Raw genomic sequence first — 23,235 nt, forward strand, 5'->3', positions numbered from 1 at the left:
AGGCTTATCAGCGTCCCGCCGCCCGCATGCTGGCCAGCGAGCGACCCATCTCGATCACCGCGAAAGCGTAGTAGCTGGACCAGTTGTAGCGGGTCAGCACATAGAAGTTCTCCGTTCCGATCCAGTAGCTGGGCGCGGCTTCGCCATTTTGCAGCTCCACCACGGCGAGCAGCTGCTTGGGCGGGTGTTCCAGCGCCGCTTCGCTGAGCTGGGCGCCGGCGGCCTGCAGATCTTGCGCGGTGAAGGTCGGTTTGATGTCGGGCCCCAGCAGGCGGGCGCGGGCGCTGGTGTCCACCGGCATGGCCAGGCTGTAGTGGGTGGGCAGGCCGCGCTGCCAGCCGTGGCGGGCCAGGTAATGGGCGACGCTGCCGATGGCGTCGGCCTGGCTCTTGATCAGGTCGATGTGGCCATCACCGTCAAAGTCCACGGCATAGCGGTTCCAGCTGCCGGGCATGAACTGGGGCCAGCCCATCGCTCCGGCGTAAGAACCTTTCACCTCGGCGGGATTGAAACCTTCGCGGCGGCAAAGCTTGAGGAACTCGGCCAGCTCGCTGCGGAAGAAGGCGCTACGGTCGCTGCGCCCACTGGGGAACTCGAAGGCCAGGGTGGCCAGGGCATCCAGCACCGAAAAGCCGCCGGTGATCTGGCCGTAAAAGGTCTCAACGCCGATCAGGCCGGCGATCAACTCGGCCGGCACGCCGTACTCGTTCTCGGCCCGTGCCAGGCTGGCGGCGTTCTGTTCCCAGAACTGCAAGCCGGCCTGCAGGCGGCGCGGTTCGACAAAGCGGGCGCGGTAGGCGGCCCAGTCCTTGGCGGTGCCGGCCGGCGGCGGCATGATCAGGCGCTGCACGCTCGGATGGATATGGGCTTGCGTCAGCTGGGTTTGAACTTGTTGCAGGCTGGCTTCGTCCCAGCCTTGCTCGCTGGCCAGGCCGGCGGCAAAGGCCAGCAGATCGGGCCGGGTGCCGAAGGCTTTGAGCGCGGCCGTCTTGGCTTTGGGCTTGGCGACGGGTTTGGCAGCCGCTTTGGCCTGAGCCTTCTTCTTTTTTGCTTGCGGATGCTTGGTGTCAAGCTGGGAAGGCGCGGCCCAGGCCGGCATGGGCGCGCTCATCATCAGAAGCGCCGCGCTGAGCATCACTAAGGAGAACAAACCCGGCAGCCGTGCTGCCTTGGGAGCGCACGGCCTTGAATTCAGGGCAGGCGGCGAGAAAAGCGAGAGAAAAGGCAGTCGCATCAAAAATCAGATCGGTCAGACAACAGAAAACGGGCAGCTCACCCTGGGCAGCAATGAGCTCAGCATACCCGGCTTGATCGCCGGGTTCGGCGGGGGGCTTCAGCTGCGGCAAGGCCGGCAGGCTGCGCGGAAGGCTGCCAGCCAACGCCGACGCTCGCGCCAGCCCGGTGCCTGGGCGCTGGCGCTCCTGCCGTAGCGGGCCGCTTCTTGTTCGCGAAGCAAGCGTGCCGCGGGCTCGGCCGCCTCGCCGAAACGCTCCTGCAGCAGCTGTGCCCAGGCGCCCGGGCTCTGGTGCGGCGCAGCCTCGCGCAGGCCCAAGGTCTGCAGCTCGCGCAAGACCTGGCCCCGCTGGCGGCTCCAGGCGTCCTGCGGACGGTGGCGCTGCCACAGGCTCCAGGCGGCGCCGAACAGCCCCAGGCTGGCGATCACGGCGGCGCTGAGCTGGCCCAGGGCGGTCCAGTCGGGCTGGCTGACGCCCAATTGCTTGAGCAGATCGAATTGGTTCTGGCGCGAGTAGTTCAGCACCTGCTGCTGCCAGCGGTTGTTGAGCGCCTCCCAGCTGCGCCGCAGGTTCAACCACAGCGTCGGGTTGATCTGGCCCAAAACACCGGCCAGCACGCCGGGTGCTGGGCGCAAGGCCTGGCCCCGCATGACGCGTTCGGGCGCCACCGCGGCGGTCGGGTCGGCGCGCAGCCAGCCGCGGCCTGGCAGCCAGTACTCGACCCAGGCATGGGCATTGCTGTTGCGCACGATCCAGTAGCCGTCTTGCGGTAGGTTGTCCATGCCCTGGAAGCCGGTGACGATGCGTGCCGGCACGCCCATGGCACGCAAGACCACCACCATGGCCGCCGAGAAGTGCTCACAAAAACCCAGGCGCCGGTCGAGCCAGAACTCATCGATCAGGTGCGGGGTACTTTCGCCATAACGGCCCGGCGCCAGTGTGTAGCTGAAGTCGGCGGTGCGGATGTGCTGGAGCACGGCCTCCACCAGCAGCGGCGTCAGCTGCGCTTCTTCAAGACTGGCAAAGCGGTTTTGGCGGCGCAGGTCGGCGGCCCATTGCAGGCTGCGCGGGTTCAGGCCCGGTGGCAGGTCCAGGTAGTTCTGCAGCACCAGGCTGTTCTGCTGCGGCCCATGGCGGTAGCTGAGGTAGGCGCTGGCGTCCAGGCGCAGGCGTTCGGTGATGGGGCGGCCAGCCTGCCACTGCAGTTCGCCCGCTCGGCTCAGGCGCAGGCTCTCGACTTGGCGCATGGTGCCGGCCTGCTCGCCGCTCATCTCCAGCAAGGGCAGCACGCTGATGCGCTGCGGCTCCAGGGTCAGCTCGTAGCGAAGCGCCGGGCCGCTGACCTGCAAGGCATCGCTGCGGCCGGGGAAGTTCATGACGGCGGGCCGCCAAGTGCGGCCATTGAACTGGCCCAGCACCGGGCCGCGAAAGTAGCGCGCTTCGGGCGGCGGCACCGGGCCTTCAAAGCGCAGGCGCATGGCGATGGTGTCGTCGTTGGCGATCTCGGCCATGGCGCCGAAGTCCATGCTGTTGGACAAGCCGGTGCGGCCCACAGCGTCCGAGGGCAGGCCCCAGAGCGGCGCGATGCGCGGGAACAGCAGGAACAGCAGCACCATCACCGGCAAGCCCCAGGCCGTGGTGCGGGCGGCCTGTGTCGCAGCCAGGCGCAGGCTCGGTTGGCCCACCGGCATCTGCGCCAGCACCAGGGCACTGAGCAGAGCCCAGACGCTGGCCAGCATCCACAGCGCCGTCAGCAGCGACTGGGAGTAGAAGAAATTCGTCAGCACCAGGAAGAAGCCGAGGAAGAACACGACGAAAGCGTCGCGCCGCGCGCGCAGCTCCAGGGTCTTGAGCGCCATCAGCATCACCAGCATGGTGATGCCGGCCTCGCGGCCCAGCAGGGTGCGGTGGCTCAGCCAGGTCAGCGCGGCCGTGATCAGCAGCACGCCGACCAGCGCCCAGCGTCCAGGCAAGGCCTGACCCCGCCAGGCCAGCCAGCCACGCCAGCCCAGCACCAGGCCGGTGATGGCACTGGCCCAAGGCGGCAGATGGTCGAGATGCGGCAGCACCACGGCGGCAATGATGGCCAGCAGGAACCAGGTGTCCCGGGTGTCGCGTGCCAAGGGCTGGCCGCTGCGGCGGAGGGCCTTGCTGTTCATGGGCTGCGGTCCGCGGCTTGGCGTGCCGTTGGCAAGCCATGGCGAGCCAGGGCCTGCAGGCAGAGCTCTTGGTGGCTGGGGCCGAGCTCCGGCGGCCATTCCTCGCCGTCCAAGCGCAGGCCGTAGGGGCGCTGCAAGGCTTCGGCTGCCAGCATCCAGGCGCACAGGCGCGAGAGGCGCCGCTCTGTGTCGGCCTGGCCGGCGGTGTCCTGCCAGTCCAGCCACAGCTCCTGTGCGGCCTGGGCCTGGCTGTCGCGCACCCAGAGCGGCGCGCCCTGCACACCGCTGTCCAGGCTCAGCGCGGCCTTCTTCCAGAGCACTTGGCGCATGGAGTCGCCGCGCTGGTAAGCGCGCACGCCGTCCAGCTCCAGCCCGGCCTGGCGCAAGCGGCTGGGCTGGGCCTGGCCTTCGCCCGCGCCGGCGTGGACCGGAAAGGGCGGTGGGTTCACTTCGGGCCGCGGGTAGACCCAGACCTGGGCCGCCGGCCGCCAGACGCTCCAGGCCCGAAACAGCCCGAGCGGAAAGCGGCTCAGAACCTGCAGCTCCGGCAATTCATGCAGGCCGCGCTGCGCGCTGGCAAAGCGCAGTTGCAGAGGCGCGTGACCACCGGCCGGGACATCGGTCCAGGCGACGCGGTCAAGGTCTCCACCGGGCATCGATTCCTTGACTTGAAGGCCGACACCGTAGCGGGCCGCACCGTCGTTGTGCAGGCGCAGGTCCAGTTGCACATCGTCGCCGGCGAACACCGACGCGGGCGGTTTCAAGTCCAGGCTCAGGCCCTGCAGATTGCTGTGCGTGCTGTGCATGGAGGCCAGGCCGGCGCCGCCGAGCAGAAAGGTCAGCAGATAGCCCAGGCTGAGCTGCTCATTGATCGAGGCCAAGAGCAGCACCAGCAAGGTGGCGCAAAAGAACAGACCCGGCCGGCTGGGCAAGATGTAGAGGTTGCGCTGGCTCAGCACCAGGCTGTCGCTGCGCCGGTGGCGGGCCAGCCACCAAGCCTGCACGCGGCGGCGCAGGAGCTGCACAGGGTTCCAGACCATCTCGGCCACTCAGGGCAGGGCGATGGCTTCGATCATGGCCCGCACCTGCTCACGCGGCCCTCGCCCGGCGCCGGCCTTGGGCCGCAGGCGGTGGGCAATGGTCTGGGGCAGGATGGCCTGGATGTCGTCGGGCGAGACGAAATCGCGCCCCTCCAGCAGGGCCCGTGCACGCGCCGCACGCAGCACGCCCAGGCCGGCGCGCGGGCTCAGGCCTTCGCTGAACCAGTCGCCCGAGCGGGTGGCCTTGAGCAGGGCTTGCAGATAGTCGAGCAGGGCCGGTGCTGCGTGCACCGCGCGCACCGCGGCCTGCGCGGCCAGCAAGTCGGCCGGCGTCATCACCGGGCGCAGGGCGCGCAGGGCTTCGCGGCTGTCCTGGCCGGTCAGCAGCTCGCGCTCGGCCGCTTCGTCTGGGTAGCCGAGCGAGATGCACATCAGAAAGCGGTCCAGCTGTGATTCGGGCAGGGGGTAGGTGCCGAGCTGTTCGCTGGGGTTTTGCGTGGCGATCACGAAGAAGGGTTGGGGCAGGGCGTGGCTGGCACCGTCGATGCTGACCTGGTTCTCTTCCATGGCCTCGAGCAAGGCGCTCTGGGTCTTGGGGCCGGCGCGGTTGATCTCGTCGGCCAACAGCACCTGGGCGAACACGGGGCCCGGGTGGAAGACGAAGCCGGCTTTCTCGCGCTCGTAGATGCTGACGCCGAGCAAGTCCGAGGGCATGAGGTCAGCGGTGAACTGAAGGCGTGAGAACTGCAGGCCCAGGCTGATGGACAGGGCGTGGGCCAGGGTGGTCTTGCCAACGCCGGGCAGGTCTTCGATCAGCAGGTGGCCGCCGGCGATCAGGCAGGCCAGGCAGTCGCGGATCTGCGCCGATTTGCCCTTGATGATCGTGCTAACCTGTTGCTGCAAAGCCGTCAGTTGCGCCGCGCTGTCTTGTAGGGTCTGTGTTTCACGCTTCATGCAGGACACCATAGCGGAAAACCGTTCGGCCAATCCGACCTCACAACATTCCGCCTCCATGTCGACAGCCTATTTCAGCCACCCCGACTGCCGCCGGCACGATATGGGCCCTGGACACCCGGAATGCCCGCAGCGCTTGACGGCCATCGACGACTGGCTGCTGGCCACCGGCATCGACCAGGCTTTGGAGCGCCACGAGGCGCCGCTGGTGGACTTGGCCGCCGTCGAGCGCGCCCACAGCCACAGCTATGTGGCTGAGCTGGCTGATCTGCTGAAGGGCTTGGCCGAGCGCGGCGAGTCGCATGCTGTGGACCCCGACACCGTGGCCACGCCCCACACCTGGGCTGCGACCTTGCGCGCAGCTGGCGCGGCCGTGCGCGCCACCGATCTGGTGCTTGATGGTGGTGCCGAGAACGCGTTCTGTGCCGTGCGCCCGCCGGGCCACCATGCCACGCGCGACCAGACCATGGGCTTTTGCTTCTTCAACAATGTGGCCGTGGCAGCGCGTCATGCGCTGGACGACCGTGGCCTGCAGCGCGTGGCCATCGTCGACTTCGACGTGCACCATGGCAATGGCACCGAGGACATCATCGCCGGCGACGACCGCGTGCTGATGGTCAGCATCTTCCAGCACCCGCTCTATCCCTACAACGGCGCCGTGCCCAAGGGCGAGAACATGGTCAATGTGCCGGTGCCGGCCTACACGCGTGGCCCTGAGGTGCGGGCCATGATTGAGGCCATGTGGCTGCCGGCGCTGGAGCGCTTCAAGCCGCAGATGATCTTCATCTCGGCCGGTTTCGATGCCCACCGCGAGGACGATCTGGGCCAGCTCGGCCTGGTCGAAGCCGACTACGAGTGGATGACTCAGCGTATCAAGGATGTGGCGCAGCGCCACGCCGAGGGGCGCATCGTTTCCTGCCTGGAAGGTGGCTACAACCTCGATGCCCTGGCGCGCAGCGTCGGCGTGCATCTGCGCGTGTTGGCCGGCATCTGAGCCCGGCACTGCCGCCCTTTTTTTAAACCTTTTCTCCCTTCACGCAGTCTTCGCAGACCTGCGTTTCACTGAGCGCATGAGCAACAGCAAGCCGATCGATCTTCAAGAACTTCACGCCCTCACCGCGGCCCTGTTCAGCCCCACGGCCTTGGTCGGCCTTGCGGTCCTGGTGGCCTGCTTGGGTCTGTCTTGGCTGGTGGTCAGTGTGCTGCACCGGCGCGTCGCCCACCGGCCGGACTCCGTGCTGTTTGGCAGTCATGTGGTCGACGGCGCCCTGTTCCCCGTGCTGGCGCTTTTGCTCGCCTTGCTGGCCAAGCAGGTGTTGCCGCATTTCGGGCTCTCGCCGGCGGTGTTCAAGCTGGCCGTGCCGGTGCTCATGTCGCTGCTGGCCATCCGCATGACGGTGCGGGTGCTGAGCGCAGCCTTGCCCAATTCCGGCCTGGTCAAGGTCATCGAGCGCACGGTCTCATGGCTGGCCTGGGGTGGCTCCATCCTCTGGGTCACGGGGCTCTTGCCCTGGTTCCTGGAGGAGCTGGATGCGATTGATTTCAAGGTCGGCGTCACCAAGATTTCGTTGCGCAATCTGATCGAGGGTTCCTTTACGGCGGTGGTGGTGCTGGTGCTGGCCTTGTGGGCGTCCTCGGTGATCGAGGCGCGCCTGCTGCGCGGTGGCCGCATGGACCTGTCCCTGCGCAAGATCGCCGCCAACATCACCCGCGCCTTGCTCTTGCTGGTGGGTCTGCTGTTCGCCCTGTCGGCGGCCGGCATCGATCTGACGGCGCTGGGCGTGCTCGGCGGTGCTCTTGGCGTGGGTATCGGTTTGGGCTTGCAGCGCTTGGCGGCCAATTACGTCTCGGGCTTTGTCATCCTGGCCGAGCGTTCACTGCGCATCGGTGACATGGTCAAGGTCGACAACTTTGAGGGCCGCATCAGCGACATCAAGACCCGCTACACCGTGATCCGCGCTCTCAATGGCCGCGAAGCCATCGTGCCCAATGAGATGCTGATCACGCAGCGGGTAGAGAACTCTTCGCTGGCCGACCCCAAGGTCTTGCTCAGCACCGTGGTGCAAGTGGCCTACGGCACGGACGTGGACGATCTGATGCCCAAGCTGGCCGCACGCGTCGGCGAAGTGCCGCGGGTGCTCAGCGAGCCCGGTCCTGCGGTGCAGCTGAGCAGCTTTGCTGCGGACGGCCTCGAACTGACGGTCTTTTTCTGGATCGCCGACCCCGAGAACGGCCAGGGCGGTGTCCGCTCCGACGTCAATGTGGCCATCTTGCGCTTGCTCAATGGCATGAAGATCGAGATCCCGTTCCCGCAGCGGGTGGTGCGCCAGGCTTGAGTTGAGGCCGCATGCGGCTTCATGTTCTCCCTCGTGAGGCCCTGCAGTCCGGGCCGCCGCCGGGCTCATGGTTCCGGGGTCGGCCCTGGCGGGCCGACTGCCTTGCGCTGCTCACGCCTCGGGGCTGGCGCATAACTCTCTTCACTCACTGCGTTCGTTTCGTTCAGACAGACGCGCCAAGTCAGTGCTTGAAGCGCGCGAGTACGCGCGCGCCCCGAGCCACTGCGCTGCTCAGCCCTTCACAAATCGCCCGGCGGCGGCCCGAACTGCAGGGCGCTTGCATCGCGGTCGATGTGCCCCTCGACGGTGGAACTCGCCACATTCGGAGGTGGCTCGGCCCGCCGACGGGCGATTTGTGCGCGGCCGAGAGCGCAGCGGAGCGGCTCAGGCGTGCGTACCCGCGCGCTTCAAGCTCTGACTCGGCGCCACTGTTTGACCACAGTGAGCGCAGCGAACGGAGGGAGTTTGGCGCCGCTGAGCCGCGCAGTGAGCAGCGAGGGGAGTCGGCTCGCAGAGCCGACCCGGGCATCATGAGCACGGCGGCGGGCCGAGCCACCGCAGCGAAGAAGCCAGGCCATCGAACTTCCGCTCAGTGCCGGAACCACTCATGGCTGGCATGAATGGGCAAGGGCTCGCTGGAATGATCAGCCGGCTGTCACCGGAATGCTCACAGCCTTGCCGCTGGCAATGCGTTCTTTCCAGTCGGCCGGGCCGGTGATGTGGGCACTGGTGCCGCCGGCATCCACGGCCACGGTCACGGGCATGTCGACCACATCGAACTCGTAGATCGCTTCCATGCCCAGGTCGGCGAAACCGACCACCGGCGCGGCCTTGATGGCCTTGGACACCAGGTAGGCGGCACCGCCCACGGCCATCAGGTAGGCGCTCTTGTTGTCCTTGATGGCTTCGATGGCGACCGGGCCACGCTCGGCCTTGCCGACCATGGCGATCAGGCCGGTCTTCTCGAGCATCATGCGGGTGAAACCGTCCATGCGGGTGGCGGTGGTCGGGCCGGCGGGGCCGACCACTTCATCGCGCACTGGATCGACCGGGCCGACGTAGTAGATGACCCGGTTGGTGAAGTCCACCGGCAGCTTCTCGCCCTTGGCCAGCATGTCGGCGATGCGCTTGTGGGCGGCGTCGCGGCCGGTCAGCATCTTGCCGTTCAGCAAGAGGGTGTCGCCAGGCTTCCAGCTGGCCACTTCTTCCTTGGTCAGCGCATTCAGGTCGACACGCTTGCTCTTGTTGTAGTCCGGCGCCCACTTGACGTCGGGCCACAGATCCAGGCTGGGCGGGGTCATGAAGGCCGGGCCGGAACCGTCGAGCACAAAGTGGCCGTGGCGGGTGGCGGCGCAGTTCGGGATCATGGCCACCGGCTTGCTGGCCGCGTGGGTCGGGTAGGTCTTGATCTTGATGTCCAGCACCGTGGTCAGGCCGCCCAGGCCTTGCGCGCCAATGCCCAGCGCATTGACCTTCTCATACAACTCGATGCGCAGCTCTTCGAGCTTGTTCTGCGGGCCACGGGCCAGCAGCTCGTACATGTCGATGTCTTCCATCAAGGACTCTTTGGCCATCAGCATGGCCTTCTCGGCCGTGCCGCCGACACCCAGCCCCAACATGCCCGGCGGGCACCAGCCGGCGCCCATCAGGGGCACGGTCTTGAGCACCCAGTCGACGATGTTGTCGCTGGGGTTCATCATCACGAACTTGCTCTTGTTCTCGCTGCCACCGCCCTTGGCGGCCACCATCACGTCGACGGTGTTGCCCGGCACGATGGACACGCTGATCACAGCCGGCGTGTTGTCCTTGGTGTTCTTGCGCTCAAAGATCGGGTCGTTCAGCACCGAGGCGCGCAGCTTGTTGTCGGCGTTGTTGTAGGCCTGGCGCACACCCTCGTTGACCGCATCTTCCAGCGAACCGGGGAAGCCTTGCCAGCGCACATCCATGCCGACCTTGAGGAAGACGTTGACGATGCCGGTGTCCTGGCAGATTGGGCGGCGGCCCTCGGCGCACATCTTGGAATTGGTCAGGATCTGCGCGATCGCGTCCTTGGCGGCCGGGCTTTGCTCGCGCTCGTAGGCGCGGGCCAGGTGGGCGATGTAGTCAGCCGGGTGGTAGTAGCTGATGTATTGCAGGGCGCCGGCGACGCTGTCAACCAGATCTTGGTAGCGAATCTGTGTGCTCATGGTGTGAGTCCGTACAGGGGAGGGGAGAAGTGGGAGGAACTGCGAAATTCTTGCGGCATCATGCCGGTCTGAGCTTGCGGGGCGCTGAATGGGCCGGGACTTCTTGGATCAAGAGTCCGGTCGGGCGCGCCGACGCAGCCACATCCATCAGTGTAATGTCGAGGAGGATTCCGTCGTGACCCCAGCCCTGCGCCGTTTCTTTGCCAGCGAATCCGCCAGCGGCATCATCCTGGCCTGTGCGGCCGTGCTGGCCCTGATCATCAGCAACTCGCCCTGGGGTGAGGCGTATCAGGCCTTCACCCGCATCCCCGGCGAAGTGCGCATCGGCGATGGCGCCGGCGGCACCGCTTTGCTCTTGTCCAAGCCTCTGCTGGTGTGGGTCAACGACCTCTGGATGGCGGTGTTCTTCTTTCTCGTGGGCTTGGAGATCAAGCGAGAGTTCGTCGCTGGCGAGTTGGCCTCGCGCCGCCAGGCCATATTGCCGGCAGTGGCGGCCCTGGGCGGCATGGTGGTGCCGGCCCTGATTTACAGCGCCATCAACTGGGGCGATGCCCAGGCTTTGCGCGGCTGGGCGATTCCGGCGGCCACCGACATTGCCTTCGCCATCGGCATCGTCATGCTGCTGGGTTCGCGCGTGCCGCCCTCGCTCAAGGTCTTCCTGACGGCCGTGGCCATCATCGACGACCTGGGTGCCATCGTCGTGATTGCTTTGTTCTACACCCAGCAGCTGTCCTTGTTGATGCTGGGTATGGCGGCGCTGTGCCTGCTGGGCCTGGCCTTGCTGAACCGCGCTGGCGTGATGCGCAGCGATGTCTACATCGTGTTGGGGCTGTTGCTCTGGCTGTGCGTGCTCAAGTCGGGCGTGCATGCCACCCTGGCGGGTGTGGCCACGGCGCTGTTCATTCCCATGCGTGACCCCAAGAGCGGCCACTCGCCGCTGGAGACGCTGGAGCATGGCCTGCATCCCTGGGTGGCGTTTCTGATCCTGCCCATGTTTGCGTTCGCCAATGCCGGCGTTTCACTGGTGGGCTTGAGCCCGGCGGCCTTGCTGGAGCCGCTGCCCCTGGGTATTGCCGCTGGCCTGGTTCTTGGCAAGGCTCTGGGCGTGTTCGGCAGCGCCTGGTTGCTGATCCAAACCGGCGCGGCCAGTCGGCCGCAGGGGGCGAGCTGGACGCAGTTCTTCGGCGTCTGCGTGCTCTGCGGCATCGGCTTCACCATGAGCCTCTTCATTGGTGGCCTGGCCTTTGCCGGGCTGGACCCGAGCTTTGAGACGCGAGTCAAGCTGGGCGTGCTGAGCGGCTCACTCCTGGCCGGGGTCCTGGGTGCCTTGATCCTGAGCAAAGCGGCGCCGGCGGCTGCGAGGTAAAAATTCCCCAAGCGCGGCTTGCCGGGCGGGTCAGTGAGGGAAAACGCTCAAGCTCGACGGCATCCGGTCGAAGAAGCAGACTGGCGCGAAATGGCGTTCGGCCGGTGCTGAAGCGTCGTTTGCGTGCCAGATTTGTCAGTTTGGGCTGCGAAGCAGCAGGTGTCGGGTGTCTGTCATATGCCCGCGCTTCAATCGCATCGCAGCGATCTTGTCTTCGGTCATTCGCTCTCAGAAAAGGAACCCGCTATGAAATCCTTGCCTGTCCATGCCGCCCAGCGCACCCTCGCGGCCTCAGCCGCGCCAGCCCTCTTGATGGGCTTGGTCGCGCCGGCTTTGCTGGCTTTTTCAGCGCTGCTGCCGCGTCCGGCCCTGGCGGCTGAAGGCGGCGCCACACCTGATCAGGCCGTGGCCATGGTTAAAAAGGGCGTGGCCTTCATCAAGAAAGAAGGCAAGGACAAGGGCTATAGCGAGATTTCCGTCAAGGGTGGCCAGTTCAGCTTTGAGGACCTCTACTTGGTGGTCTACGGATTGGACGGTACGGTCCATGCCCATGGCGCCAATGTCAAGATGGTGGGCAAGAACTTGATCGAGTTGAAGGATGTGGACGGCAAAGCCTTCGTCAAGGAACGCGTTGACATGGGCAAAGCCAAGCCCAGCTTCTGGCAGGACTACAAGTTCACCAACCCGGAGACCAAGAAGATCGAGCCTAAGAGCATGTACTGCGAGCGGCTCGAAGAGACGGTGGTGTGCGGCGGCATTTACAAATAAATAGAACAAAGCCGGCCAGCACCATGTGTTTCTTCCCCAGGGAGTCTTATGAAACTCGCAAGCAAATTGCTCGCAGCCCCACTGCTGACCGCGGTCATCGTGTTCGGAACCGGGCAGATCAACGCTGTCTTCCTGAGTCGAGCGGCGACCGAGAACCGCGCCAGCTTTGAGGCGCAGAAAGATGTCTTTCGCACCCTGACCAGTTCGCGGGAGCAACTGGCCCTGGTTCATGCCAGCGTCTACCGGACCTTGACCATCATTGCCTCTCTGGACGAGGCCAAGGTCAAGAGCGTGCGTGATGACCTGGCCCGGCAGCTGGCGGGCGTCAAGCGGGTCACCCAAGCCCTGGGGGAGTCTCCGGCTGCCGACGAGGACGTCAAGTCCGCCGCCGCGAAGCTGGGCGTGCTGATCGACAAGTACCTGAAGCAGGCCGACTCGGCCCTGGACCTTGCCACCATGGACCCCAATATCGGCGTGGCCTCCATGCAGGAAGGGGATGCCACCTTTAATGCCCTGGCCGCGCAGATGAATGCCGTGGTCGAACATGCCGAGGAGTTCGCCACGGAGAGCATGAACGCTGCCGACCGGACTTCCAGTGGCATCGCCTGGGGCTTGGGTGCGCTGGGCCTTCTTTGCGGCGTGCTGGCGGTGACGGCCTCCCGGCTGATGCAAAGGGCATTGACTGCCGAACTGCGGCGGGCGGCCGATTTGGCTCGTGAGGTAGCAGCTGGCAACCTGACCATTGACGCGAGCAGCCAGCGCCAGGACGAAGTGGGTGACCTGATGCGCGCACTCGGCGCCATGGCCGTGCAGCTCGGTCATTCCCTGCGCACGGTCATGGCTTCCAGTGAATCCATCCGAACCGCCAGTGCCGAAATTGCCCAGGGCAATCAAGATCTCAGTACACGCACCGAGCTGGCGGCTTCCAATCTGCAGCAGACGGCTTCCTCGATGGACCACCTGACGGGCAACGTCAAGCATTCCGCCAGTTCGGCCGGCGAGGCCAATCGGCTGGCGGCTTCGGCCGCAGAAGTGGCGGCCCGCGGCGGCGTGGTGGTGGGCCAGGTGGTCAGTACCATGGAGGACATCAACACCAGCTCGCGCAAGATCGGCGACATCATCGGTGTGATCGACAGCATCGCCTTTCAGACCAACATCCTGGCCTTGAATGCCGCGGTGGAAGCGGCCCGGGCCGGCGATCAGGGGCGGGGTTTTGCGGTGGTGGCCAGTGAAGTGCGTTCTTTGGCTCAGCGTAGCGCCCAGGCTGCGCGCGAGATCAAGACCTTGATCGGCGCCTCGGTGGACAAGGTCGAGGGGGGCACCCGCTTGGTGGCCGATGCTGGTCGCACCATGAGCGAGATCGTGGCCAGCGTGCAGAAGGTGTCCGACATCATCGGTGACATCTCTTCGGCCGCTGAAGCCCAGTCCAGTGGCATTGGCGAGGTCAACACTTCGGTGTTGCAACTGGACCAGATGACGCAGCAGAATGCCGCCTTGGTCGAACAGTCTGCCGCCGCCGCTGAAAGCCTTAAGGAGCAGGCCGTGCGCCTGGCCGAGGTGGTCCATACCTTCCGGCTGGGTGATTGATCGGCGCTGGTCCGGCAATAAAAAAAGCCGCTCCTCGGAGCGGCTTTTTCATGTCTGGGCTGAGGTTTCGCGTCAGTGCTTGGCGGCCTGACCATGGCTGCTGTTGAGCAGCTTGTCGGTGTAGGCGATGGCGATGGCCGAGAACAGGAAGGCGATGTGGATCAGGGTCTGCCACATCAGCGTCTTCTCGCTGTAGTTGTCGGCGTTGATGAAGGTCTTGAGCAGGTGGATGGACGAGATGCCGATGATGGCTGTCGCCAGCTTGACCTTGAGCACCGAAGCGTTCACATGGCTCAGCCATTCGGGCTGGTCCGGGTGGTCCTCCAGACCCATGCGCGAGACAAAGGTCTCGTAGCCGCCGACGATCACCATGATCAGCAGGTTGGAGATCATCACCACATCAATCAGGCCCAGCACCACCAGCATCAGGATGGTTTCGTTGAGCTTGGCAATCGGCTCGTAGCCGATCACCGCGCCGCCCGCGTCCTTGATCGCCGTGGCCTTGTAGCCGATGCTCTTGACCAGCATGCCCAGGGCATCCTGGTTGCCAAAGGCGGCTTCGATCAGATGGACCAACTCGGTCCAGAACTGGAAGACATAGACCGCCTGCGCCAGGATCAGGCCCAGGTACAGAGGCAGCTGCAGCCAGCGGCTGGCAAAGATGATGTTGGGCAAGGGGCGCAAAGGGCGCGACGGGGTGCTCATAGGGTTTGTACTCGGTGGTCTGTTCGAACTGGCGCGATTCTATGGGTGAGTCCGCGGTGCGAGGTGAAGACGCAGTGACAGCGCGGCCCAGCGGTACGCTCAGTTACCGCGCTAGAGTAAGCGCTTCGTCAGAGACAAGACGCACAGTTGCAAACATTCGCACAGTTTGCAATCAAGCCCGCCCGAGGAGACAAGTTCATGAGCGAGACACAAGCGTACCTGCCCAGCGCCGCCTGGCAAGAACAGGCCCACGTCAAAGGCATGGCCGCCTATCAGGCCCTGGTGGCTGAGAGCGAGGCCGACTACGAAGGCTATTGGGCCCGTCTGGCGCGCGAATTCGTGAGCTGGCAGACGCCGTTCACCCAGGTGCTCAACGACAGCGAAGCACCGTTCTTCAAGTGGTTCGAAGATGGCCGCCTGAATGTCTCCTACAACTGTCTGGACCGCAATGTCGAACGCGGTCTGGGCGACAAGGTCGCCATCATTTTTGAAGCCGACGACGGCGCGGTCACCAAGGTCACTTACAGCGAACTGCTGGCCAAGACGGCCCAGCTCGCCAATGTGCTGAAGTCACGTGGCGTGAAGAAGGGCGACCGTGTCGTCATCTACATGTCCATGTCGGTGGAAGGCGTGGCGGCCATGCAGGCCTGCGCGCGCATCGGCGCCACTCACTCGGTGGTGTTCGGCGGTTTCTCGGCGCAGAGCCTGCGCGACCGCGTGCAGGATGCCGGCGCGGTCATGGTCATCACCGCCGACGAGCAGCTGCGTGGCGGCAAGGCTTTGCCGCTCAAGGCCATCGTGGACGAGGCCTTTGCCGACGGCAGCTGCCCGACCTTGAAGGATGTGATCGTCTATCAGCGCACCGGCGGCAAGATCGCCTGGGTCGAAGGGCGCGACCACTGGCTGCACGAGCTGCTGGCCGGTCAGTCCACCGTCTGCGAACCGGAATGGGTGGAGGCCGAGCATCCGCTGTTCTTGCTCTACACCTCGGGCTCGACCGGCAAGCCCAAGGGCGTGCAGCATTCGAGCGGCGGTTATCTGCTGCATGCGGCACTGACCACCAAGTGGACCTTTGACCTGAAGGACGACGATGTCTTCTGGTGCACGGCCGACATCGGCTGGGTGACCGGCCACAGCTACATCACCTATGGCCCGCTGGCACTGGGCGGCACCGAGATCGTCTTCGAGGGTGTGCCCACCTACCCGGATGCCGGTCGCTTCTGGCAGATGATCGAAAAGCACAAGGTTTCGATCTTCTACACCGCGCCGACCGCGATTCGTTCGCTGATCAAGGCGGCTGAAACCAATGAGGCTGTGCATCCGGCTCGTTATGACTTGAGCAGCCTGCGCTTGCTCGGTTCGGTCGGTGAGCCCATCAACCCTGCCGCCTGGGAGTGGTACCACAAGCATGTCGGTGGCGGCCGTTGCCCCATCGTCGACACCTTCTGGCAGACCGAGACCGGCGGCCACATGATCACGCCGCTGCCGGGGGCCACGCCGTTGATCCCGGGTTCCTGCACCTTGCCCTTCCCGGGCATCACCACTGCCATCGTCGACGAACTCGGCAATGATGTGCCCAACGGGCAGGGCGGCATCCTGGTGGTCAAGAAGCCTTGGCCTTCGATGATCCGCACCATCTGGAACGACCCGGAGCGTTTCAAGAAGAGCTATTACCCGAGCGAGCTGCGCGGCTACTACCTGGCTGGCGACGGCGCCATCCGCGATGCCGACACCGGTTACTTCACCATCACCGGCCGCATTGACGATGTGCTGAACGTGTCCGGTCACCGCATGGGCACGATGGAGATTGAGTCGGCCCTGGTCAGTTGCACCGAGCTGGTGGCGGAAGCAGCCGTCGTCGGCCGCCCCGACGACACCACCGGCGAGGCCATCTGTGCCTTCGTCGTGCTCAAGCGCCCACGGCCCAGCGGCGATGAGGCCAAGGCGATCGCCAAGACCTTGCGCGATTGGGTGGCCAAGGAAATCGGCCCGATCGCCAAACCCAAGGACATCCGCTTCGGCGACAACCTGCCCAAGACCCGTTCCGGCAAGATCATGCGCCGCCTGCTGCGCTCGGTCGCCAAGGGCGAAGCCGTCACCCAGGACACCAGCACCTTGGAGAACCCGGCCATTCTTGAGCAACTGGGTCAGGCCTACTGAGCGAGTTACGCCCTTGGAAATACAAACAGGCCCCGTGGGGCCTGTTTCTCTTTCATGGCTGAAAGGGCTTGCGCCCTTCAGTCAAGCTGCTTCACTTGGTGCTCAGCACCCAGGTTGCCAATTGCTTGGCTTCTGCCGCGCTCACTTGCGTGTTGGCGGGCATGGGCACGGGGCCCCAGACACCAGCGCCGCCCTTGACGATCTTGTCAGCCAGTTTGGTGGCGGCGTCCTTGTCCTTGGCGTACTTGGCCGCCACATCTTTGTAGGACGGGCCCACCAGCTTTTTGTCGACGGCGTGGCAGGCCATGCAGTTTTTCTTCTGCGCCAATTCAGCGTTGGCGAAGGCTGCCGGTGCAGCGGCAACAGTGGCCACGGCGGCCAGGATCAGTGCGAATTTCATGACTTCCTTTCGAGGGCAGACAAAGGGGCAATTCCGCAGATTCCGGCTGGCTTTGTGTTCTACAGTTCAGGCCAACCAGTGCTGCCGGAATTGTAGTGTTGACGATTGCCGCTGGGCTGCATGTGCAAGGGGTTTCTCTCTATGTTGTTTTTGGTCTTGGGTGTTCTGGCAGTGCTGCTGAAGTGGGCGGGCATCGAGCCTGTGGCCAGCAGCAGCTGGCTCTTGGTCTTGTCGCCATTTGGCTTGGCCGTCGCCTGGTGGGCCTGGGCAGACGGCACCGGCTACACACAGCGCAAGGCCATGCAGCGCATGGACGAAAAGAAGGCGGCCCGCCGCGAGAAGGCCATGGAAGCCTTGGGGCAGATCGACCCGAAGAACAAGAAAAAGCGCTGAAGCCGCATACCGCGCGCCATGGCATAGGATGCGGGCCCGCATGTGGCGGCGCCCATCGGCGTTGCTGCTCATTGCATGCCTCTGACCAGACCTTGCCTTTCCTGTGCCCGCTTTCTTCAAGTCTCGACTCTTCGCCCTGACCCTGGTACTCGCCGCCTTGTTGGTGCTGGGCTTGGCCGTGATCAAGCTGCAGCGCCACCGGTCTGCGCTTGCAGGTGGCGAGGCTGCCGGCCATGCTGCTGCGCCCCCGGCCGCCGACGCAAGCACTCCGATCGCCCCCGACCTGCCGCTGAAACCACCGGCCAGCGAGTTCGGCGCTGCGGCTCGCCTCGAGTTGTGGGCGGGCGACGGCCATGCCGGTTTGCGCGAAGGTCCTCGTCGGGAGGCACGTTTTGCCGACCCCTATGGTTTGGTTGTCGATGCGCGGGGGCTGGTCTACATCAGCGATGGCGGCGACAGCAATCGCATCTTGCGGCTCGCGCCGGACGGACACCTCAGAAGCTACGCCGGGGGCGAGGAGGGCTTTCGCGACGGCCCGGCGGCTGAGGCTGCCTTTCACACGCCCTCAGGGTTGGCGCTCGATGCCCAGGGCAATCTCTATGTGGCGGACACCGGCAATCATGCGATTCGCAAGATCAGTTCTCAGGGTGAGGTCAGGACCTTGGCCGGCAATGGCCAGCCCGGCTTTCGCGATGGCCCTGCGGCTCAGGCTCGCTTCAACGGGCCTTTGGGTGTGGCCGTCGGGCGCGATGGTTCGGTCTATGTGGCCGACAGTTACAACGACCGGATCCGGGTCATCAGCCCGCAAGGCGAGGTTCGTACCCTGGCCGGCAGTGCCTGGCCGGGTGAGCAGGATGGTCGCGGAGCCACGGCTCGTTTTGATACGCCCACGGCCTTGGTGGTCGATGCTGAAGACCGGGTCTGGGTGCTGGACAGCCGCAACGATGCGGTGCGCGTGGTGCAGCCCGATGGCATGGTCAGCACCTTTGTGCGGGGCAAGGATGACGATGAGCAGGAACTGCTGCGCCGACCCTTGAGTCTGACCCGGAGTCACGATGGCTTCTTGTACATCGGTGTGCTGCGGCGTGGTGCTCTCTTGCAGATTGCGCCCGATGGCCGGGTGCATCGGCTCAGCGGCGGCCCGCAAGCACATCTGGCCAGGCCGGCGGGCTTGGCCTTGATGCCAAGCGGCGAACTCTTGGTGTCGGACGCGGCGTCCTACCGATTGCACCGCTTGAGCTGGCATTCGGAAGCGGGCCAGACTGATGATGAGGTGGCACCGCGGCCCGACGTCGGGCCTGCGCCGGATCTGGCGCTGCCTCGCACGGAGGGGCGCTGGCCCCTGTTGCCTCAAGGGAGCTGGCATGAGGTGGTGGGCACACCGGGCGAGGTGCGTGGGCGCTCAGGGGGTGACGCGCGCGATCATCTGCACGAAGGGCTCGATGTGCGCGGCGATGTCGGCGAAACCGTGGTCGCCATGGCCGATGCCAAGGTCAGCAGCCCCTTGGCCAACTGGGCTTATGGCAGCAATACTGAGGGCCTGGCCCTGGATCGCCTGAGCTATATCCACATCCGGGTCGGCCGAGACAAGCGCGGCCATCTGTTCAATGCGCGTCAGTTCCAGCTGGTGCTCGATGCCGCGGGGCGCCCCGAGCGCATTCGCGTCCGCCGCGGCATGCGCTTCACGGCCGGCGATGCGCTGGGCAGCATCAATCCCATGGCCCATGTCCACATCAATCTGGGCACGGGTGGCTACCACCGCAACCCCTTGCAGCTGGGTTTTCTGGGTTTCAGCGACCAGCAGCCACCCATGATCGAGGCTATCGAGATTGCGGATGCCGCCGGACGCCGTTTGCAGGCACAAGATCGTGGTCGCCTGGTTCTGCCCTCGGGACGATCCGGTCTGCAGCTGGTGGTCGATGCCTGGGATCAGGTCGATGGCAATGAAGAGCGGCGCCGCCTTGGGCTGCAGGCCTTGGGCTATCAGCTCTTGCGGGCGGATGGCCGACCCGTGGCGGGCTTTGAACAGCCACGCATGCTGCTGGATTTCGCGCGCCTGCCGGTCGATGACAAGGCCGTCAAGATGGCTTACGCAGCCCGCAGTGGTGTGACCGTGCACGGCAGCGCGGTGACTCGTTTCCGTTATCAGCTGGGCAGCTTGGTGCGCGATGGTCGCAGTGAAAGCGCCAGCTTGGGGCTAGAGACGCTGCCCCCCGGAGAGTATGTGCTGCGGGTGCTGGCGCGAGATTTCAGCGGTAACGAGGCTCAGCTGCGGCGCGACCTGCGCTTGCTGCTGCTTCCCTGACAGCTCAGCGGCCGCCGGGTCTGCTCAGACCAGGCCCTGCTTGCTCGCCAGCACGGCGGCTTCAGCGCGGCTGGATACATTGAGCTTTTTGTAGATGGACTTGATGTGGTCATTCACAGTGAACCACTTGATGCCCATCAGGTTGGCGATTTCCTTGATGGTGAAGCCCTTGCTGAGGTAGGTCAGGACTTCGCTCTCGCGAGGTGTCAGGCGCTCCCACTCCGGCGGCGGGTCCAGAACCACGCCGCGGCCGGCGGCAAAGGTGCTGGACGAGGACAAGGCGCCGAAACCGGAGTTCAGGGCCATGGGACCGCTGTCACCGCTGGAACTGGGGCGGAAGTGCGAGAGCAGCCGGCGTGCAATCGCGGGCGAGAGTGGCGGTTGGCCACGCACGATGCGCTGCAGCTCTTCGACCAGCACTTCAAAGCGGTCTTCCTTGAGCAGATAACCGTCGGCGCCGCATTGCAGGGCCGGGAACAAATGGTCGTCGTCGGAATAGAGGGTGGTGACGATTTTGAGTGCAGGGGTGCCGGCCATTTCGGCCAGCAGCTCCATGCCATTGCCGTCGGGCAGCTCCAAGTCCACCAGCACCAAACGGAAGCAGGCCTCGGGGTCGGTTTGCGCCAGCTGGGCGATGTGTCGTCGCGCCCCTTCCAGATCGCCGGCCTCGGAAATCTCCATGGGATCACTGAAGCTCTCTCGCACGACGCGGCACAGAAAGCTCCGGGCAACCGGGTTGTCTTCGATGATCAGTACTTTGACGGCCATAGTGAGAGGTTCAGCACAAATTCCATCCTAGCTTACATCTGAGCTGAGCGGCCCTTTGATGCGCCCGTGTTTGCGCTTGGCTAACGTCTTGTTGCAAAGCTGCTGGGGTCCGGACCTAGGGATTGCTCGGGTGAGAGGCCGGTCCGTGCCTGAGTAGTCGCTGTCTGGCATGTTCGCTGGATCACTCGACTCAGGGTTGTGCTGGGGTTCTACCGGCGAGTGCTTGCCTACAATGGCGCGATGCGCATATTGATCGCCAATGATGATGGTTACCTCGCCCCTGGTTTACATGCGCTGGTGAAGGCGTGCGAGGGGCTCGGGCAGATCGAGGTCATCGCCCCTGAGCAGAATGCCAGCGGCACCTCCAACTCCCTGACACTGGGCCGGCCGCTGTCGGTTTTCACGGCCAGCAACGGCTTCCGCTACGTCAACGGCACCCCTTCGGATTGCGTCCATGTTGCGTTGACAGGCTTGCTTGATTACCGCCCGGACCTGGTGCTTTCGGGTATCAATAATGGCGCCAATATGGGCGACGACACCCTGTACTCAGGCACCGTCGCTGCTGCGACGGAAGGCTACCTCTTCGGCATTCCTTCGATCGCGTTTTCCCAGGTCGACAAAGGTTGGGGGCAGCTGGAGGCCGCCGCGGCCATGGCTCGTGACTTGGTCCAGCAGGTGATCGCCGGCGGCTTGGGCCCTGCCTTCTTGCTCAATGTGAATATTCCGAACCGTGTTGACGCGGTCGAATTGCCGCGCCGTGTCACGCGCCTGGGGCGTCGCCATGCCAGCGAGCCGGTGATCAAGCAGATCAGCCCGCGCGGCGAAGCGATCTACTGGATCGGCCCGGCCGGCGATGCGCGCGAGGCCGGTGAAGGCACCGACTTCCACGCCACCGCCAATGGCATGGTGTCAGTGACGCCGTTGCAGGTCGACCTGACCCACCATGCAGCGCTCGCCGGCTGGGCCCAGCGTCTGGATCGTTTCGCATGAGCGCCGGCAAGCCGGCCGCCCGTCCGCAGCGCTTCCCTTTGCCCTTGGGCAAGATGGGCGGCGCCGGCTTGGGAGCACCGGCTGGTAGCGGCACCGCTGTGCGTGAAGTGCTGATGCCCCAGCGCCATTTGCGCGAAGCTGCGCAGGATGCGGCCCGGCAATTGGCTCCCAGTGGCCTGGGCTTGGATTCCGTCAAGGTTCGTCAGCGCATGGTGCAGCGCCTGCGTCGCGACGGCTTGCACGATGAGCGTGTGCTGGAGGCCATGGCTCGCGTACCGCGCCATGAGTTTGTCGACAGCGCCTTGGCCATCCAGGCCTATGAAGACACCAGCCTGCCGATTGGCCATGAGCAGACCATCTCCAAGCCTTCGGTCGTCGGGCGCATGACGGCTTTGTTGCTTGGTGGCCAGTCGGCCCGCCAACATGGCCACCTTGGGCGGACCATGGAAATCGGCACCGGCTGCGGCTACCAGGCGGCTGTGTTGGCACTGCTTTCGCAAGCCCTGGTCTCCATCGAGCGCCTGAAGCCCTTGCATGACAAGGCGCGACTGAATCTGGCTGCCGTGCAGCTGAGCCAGGTGCGCTTGATCTACGGCGACGGACGGCTCGGTTGGCCGGCCGGAGGGCCGTTTGACAGCATCGTCGCCGCGGCGGGTGGCGAGGACCTGCCCGAAGCCTGGCTGGCGCAGCTGGCGCCTGGTGGGCGTTTGATCGCGCCGATGGCCGCTCCGGGGGGGCGAGGTCAGGTGTTGGTCTGTGTCGATCATGTGGCAGAGGCCGGTCGTTCGCGCTTTGTGCGCAGCGAGTACGAGGCCGTATTGTTCGTGCCCCTAAAATCAGGCGTCATGTGAGGCGCTAGGTGCGCCTCGCGATCTTGGACTCCGGCCGCAGGGGCGGAGCCTTCCAACGCACCAGCTCTTACGGCGACGCATGCAACCGACAATTCATCCCTCCATCAAGCTCTTGCTGGCCAGCAGCCTGCTTTCTTTGACGGCTTGCGGGACCAGCCTCAATCGGGCCCCGGTGGAGGAGCGCCCGATCAGCGGAGCTGCCAAGACGACGCCGGCGAGCGCGCCGGTGCCGGCCACCGCGCCTGTGACCGTAGCGGAGAGCAAGCCCCTGCCGGGTGCCGAGAACGCGGGCAAGCCGGGTTACTACACCGTCAAGCCCGGTGATACCTTGATTCGAATTGCCTTGGATAACGGCCAGAACTGGCGGGACCTGAGCAAGTGGAATGGCCTGGACAAGCCCAATCTGATCGAGGTGGGTCAAGTCTTGCGCGTTCTGCCGCCGGGCGTTGATGCGGCTTCGGTGGCGGCGCGGCCCATCACCAGCGCCAAGGTGGAATCGCGGCCGCTGGACGCCAAGCCGGGCGCGGCTGCAGGAGGTGCATCGACGACGGCGCCAGGCGTGGCCACGGCCTCAGCTTCCGCTGCGTCGGCAGGCGCGAGTGCGGCCGCAGCTGCGCCGGCAGCGGCGCGGGACACCGACGAAGACCCCAGCTGGGCTTGGCCGACCGGCACTGCGGTCGGCGCTGGTTTTGACGAGCAACGCAACAAGGGCCTGGCGTTTTTCGGCAAGAGCGGGGATGCCGTGCTGGCCGCAGCGGATGGGCGCGTGGTGTACGCAGGTTCGGGCTTGCGCGGCTACGGCAATCTGGTCATCATCAAACACAACGCAACCTATCTGACCGCCTACGCGCACAACCAAACCCTGCTGGTCAAGGAAGACCAGGCGGTGCGCAAGGGCCAGAAGATCGCCGAAATGGGGTCCAGCGACGCCGAGCAGGTCAAGCTGCATTTTGAAGTGCGCAAGCTGGGCAAACCGATCGACCCCGCCAAGGTCCTGCCCTCACGCTAGCCTCCTTTTGGCCGGCGCATTCA

General features: G+C 65.2%; 20 protein-coding genes. 11 read left to right on the forward strand and 9 right to left on the reverse strand.

All coding sequences use genetic code 11. The features are described 5' to 3' along the window. Positions 1 to 7: 7 nt before the first annotated feature. From mltB to ACQY39_RS13810, 5 genes are read right to left on the reverse strand one after another with little or no spacing between them, the layout of a single operon-like run. The gene (mltB, locus tag ACQY39_RS13790) at positions 8 to 1,111 is read right to left on the reverse strand and encodes a lytic murein transglycosylase B (protein WP_428507120.1); all 1,104 of its coding nucleotides are present in this window, start codon (positions 1,109 to 1,111) and stop codon (positions 8 to 10) included. Next, positions 1,068 to 1,346 (reverse strand): hypothetical protein, encoded by a 279-nt coding sequence (locus ACQY39_RS13795; protein ID WP_428507122.1) that lies wholly within the window; start codon positions 1,344 to 1,346, stop codon positions 1,068 to 1,070. Before ACQY39_RS13795 ends, mltB begins: the two co-directional genes overlap by 44 nt. Beyond that, on the reverse strand, positions 1,334 to 3,394 hold the full coding sequence (locus tag ACQY39_RS13800; protein WP_428507124.1) for a transglutaminase TgpA family protein: 2,061 nt from the start codon (positions 3,392 to 3,394) through the stop codon (positions 1,334 to 1,336). The genes ACQY39_RS13795 and ACQY39_RS13800 overlap by 13 nt, the downstream gene beginning before the upstream one ends. Further along, complete coding sequence (locus ACQY39_RS13805; protein ID WP_428507126.1) at positions 3,391 to 4,434, reverse strand: DUF58 domain-containing protein; 1,044 nt, start codon at positions 4,432 to 4,434, stop codon at positions 3,391 to 3,393. Before ACQY39_RS13805 ends, ACQY39_RS13800 begins: the two co-directional genes overlap by 4 nt. A 9-nt stretch (positions 4,435 to 4,443) precedes the next feature. Further along, positions 4,444 to 5,388: an AAA family ATPase gene (locus ACQY39_RS13810; RefSeq protein ID WP_263517538.1), complete on the reverse strand. Its 945-nt coding sequence runs from the start codon at positions 5,386 to 5,388 to the stop codon at positions 4,444 to 4,446. 58 nt (positions 5,389 to 5,446) lie between these two features. On the opposite strand from ACQY39_RS13810, the gene ACQY39_RS13815 reads away from it, so the two are divergent. Beyond that, positions 5,447 to 6,382 (forward strand): histone deacetylase family protein, encoded by a 936-nt coding sequence (locus ACQY39_RS13815; RefSeq protein WP_428507128.1) that lies wholly within the window; start codon positions 5,447 to 5,449, stop codon positions 6,380 to 6,382. Between the two features lie 76 nt (positions 6,383 to 6,458). Next, positions 6,459 to 7,724: a mechanosensitive ion channel family protein gene (locus ACQY39_RS13820; RefSeq protein ID WP_428507130.1), complete on the forward strand. Its 1,266-nt coding sequence runs from the start codon at positions 6,459 to 6,461 to the stop codon at positions 7,722 to 7,724. 644 nt (positions 7,725 to 8,368) lie between these two features. Here the strand turns inward: ACQY39_RS13820 and ACQY39_RS13825 are convergent. Then, complete coding sequence (locus ACQY39_RS13825; protein ID WP_428507132.1) at positions 8,369 to 9,910, reverse strand: fumarate hydratase; 1,542 nt, start codon at positions 9,908 to 9,910, stop codon at positions 8,369 to 8,371. A gap of 175 nt (positions 9,911 to 10,085) precedes the next feature. Here ACQY39_RS13825 and nhaA point away from each other — a divergent pair, with 175 nt between their 5' ends. From nhaA to ACQY39_RS13840, 3 genes are all read left to right on the forward strand, one after another. Then, positions 10,086 to 11,276: a Na+/H+ antiporter NhaA gene (nhaA, locus tag ACQY39_RS13830; protein ID WP_428507133.1), complete on the forward strand. Its 1,191-nt coding sequence runs from the start codon at positions 10,086 to 10,088 to the stop codon at positions 11,274 to 11,276. Between the two features lie 246 nt (positions 11,277 to 11,522). After that, on the forward strand, positions 11,523 to 12,044 hold the full coding sequence (locus ACQY39_RS13835) for a cache domain-containing protein (protein WP_428507135.1): 522 nt from the start codon (positions 11,523 to 11,525) through the stop codon (positions 12,042 to 12,044). Between the two features lie 48 nt (positions 12,045 to 12,092). Then, positions 12,093 to 13,631: a methyl-accepting chemotaxis protein gene (locus ACQY39_RS13840; protein ID WP_428507137.1), complete on the forward strand. Its 1,539-nt coding sequence runs from the start codon at positions 12,093 to 12,095 to the stop codon at positions 13,629 to 13,631. A gap of 72 nt (positions 13,632 to 13,703) precedes the next feature. Here the strand turns inward: ACQY39_RS13840 and ACQY39_RS13845 are convergent, their stop codons facing one another. Further along, positions 13,704 to 14,336 (reverse strand): TIGR00645 family protein, encoded by a 633-nt coding sequence (locus ACQY39_RS13845; RefSeq protein ID WP_428507139.1) that lies wholly within the window; start codon positions 14,334 to 14,336, stop codon positions 13,704 to 13,706. A gap of 198 nt (positions 14,337 to 14,534) precedes the next feature. On the opposite strand from ACQY39_RS13845, the gene acs reads away from it, so the two are divergent. Continuing rightward, entirely contained in the window at positions 14,535 to 16,496 is a 1,962-nt protein-coding gene (gene acs, locus ACQY39_RS13850; protein ID WP_428507141.1) for an acetate--CoA ligase, read from the forward strand. A gap of 91 nt (positions 16,497 to 16,587) precedes the next feature. Here acs and ACQY39_RS13855 read toward each other — a convergent pair whose 3' ends face one another. Continuing rightward, entirely contained in the window at positions 16,588 to 16,896 is a 309-nt protein-coding gene (locus tag ACQY39_RS13855; RefSeq protein WP_428507143.1) for a c-type cytochrome, read from the reverse strand. 141 nt (positions 16,897 to 17,037) lie between these two features. Between ACQY39_RS13855 and ACQY39_RS13860 the strand changes: the two genes are divergently transcribed. Both ACQY39_RS13860 and ACQY39_RS13865 read left to right on the forward strand, forming a co-directional pair. Beyond that, on the forward strand, positions 17,038 to 17,289 hold the full coding sequence (locus tag ACQY39_RS13860) for a TIGR04438 family Trp-rich protein (protein ID WP_263517528.1): 252 nt from the start codon (positions 17,038 to 17,040) through the stop codon (positions 17,287 to 17,289). 103 nt (positions 17,290 to 17,392) lie between these two features. Beyond that, a complete protein-coding gene (locus ACQY39_RS13865) occupies positions 17,393 to 19,594 on the forward strand; it encodes a gluconolaconase (RefSeq protein WP_428507145.1) in 2,202 nt (733 codons plus the stop codon). A gap of 24 nt (positions 19,595 to 19,618) precedes the next feature. Here the strand turns inward: ACQY39_RS13865 and ACQY39_RS13870 are convergent, their stop codons facing one another. Next, on the reverse strand, positions 19,619 to 20,362 hold the full coding sequence (locus ACQY39_RS13870; protein WP_428507147.1) for a LuxR C-terminal-related transcriptional regulator: 744 nt from the start codon (positions 20,360 to 20,362) through the stop codon (positions 19,619 to 19,621). A gap of 240 nt (positions 20,363 to 20,602) precedes the next feature. Here ACQY39_RS13870 and surE point away from each other — a divergent pair, with 240 nt between their 5' ends. From surE to ACQY39_RS13885, 3 genes are all read left to right on the forward strand, one after another. Continuing rightward, positions 20,603 to 21,352: a 5'/3'-nucleotidase SurE gene (gene surE, locus ACQY39_RS13875; RefSeq protein WP_428510811.1), complete on the forward strand. Its 750-nt coding sequence runs from the start codon at positions 20,603 to 20,605 to the stop codon at positions 21,350 to 21,352. Continuing rightward, positions 21,349 to 22,203: a protein-L-isoaspartate(D-aspartate) O-methyltransferase gene (locus tag ACQY39_RS13880; RefSeq protein WP_428507149.1), complete on the forward strand. Its 855-nt coding sequence runs from the start codon at positions 21,349 to 21,351 to the stop codon at positions 22,201 to 22,203. The genes surE and ACQY39_RS13880 overlap by 4 nt, the downstream gene beginning before the upstream one ends. A 79-nt stretch (positions 22,204 to 22,282) precedes the next feature. Next, the gene (locus ACQY39_RS13885) at positions 22,283 to 23,212 is read left to right on the forward strand and encodes a peptidoglycan DD-metalloendopeptidase family protein (protein WP_428507151.1); all 930 of its coding nucleotides are present in this window, start codon (positions 22,283 to 22,285) and stop codon (positions 23,210 to 23,212) included. The last annotated feature ends 23 nt before the right edge of the window (positions 23,213 to 23,235 follow it).

The sequence above is a fragment of the Roseateles sp. genome (genome assembly GCF_965262435.1).
Lineage (GTDB): Bacteria > Pseudomonadota > Gammaproteobacteria > Burkholderiales > Burkholderiaceae_C > Paucibacter_A.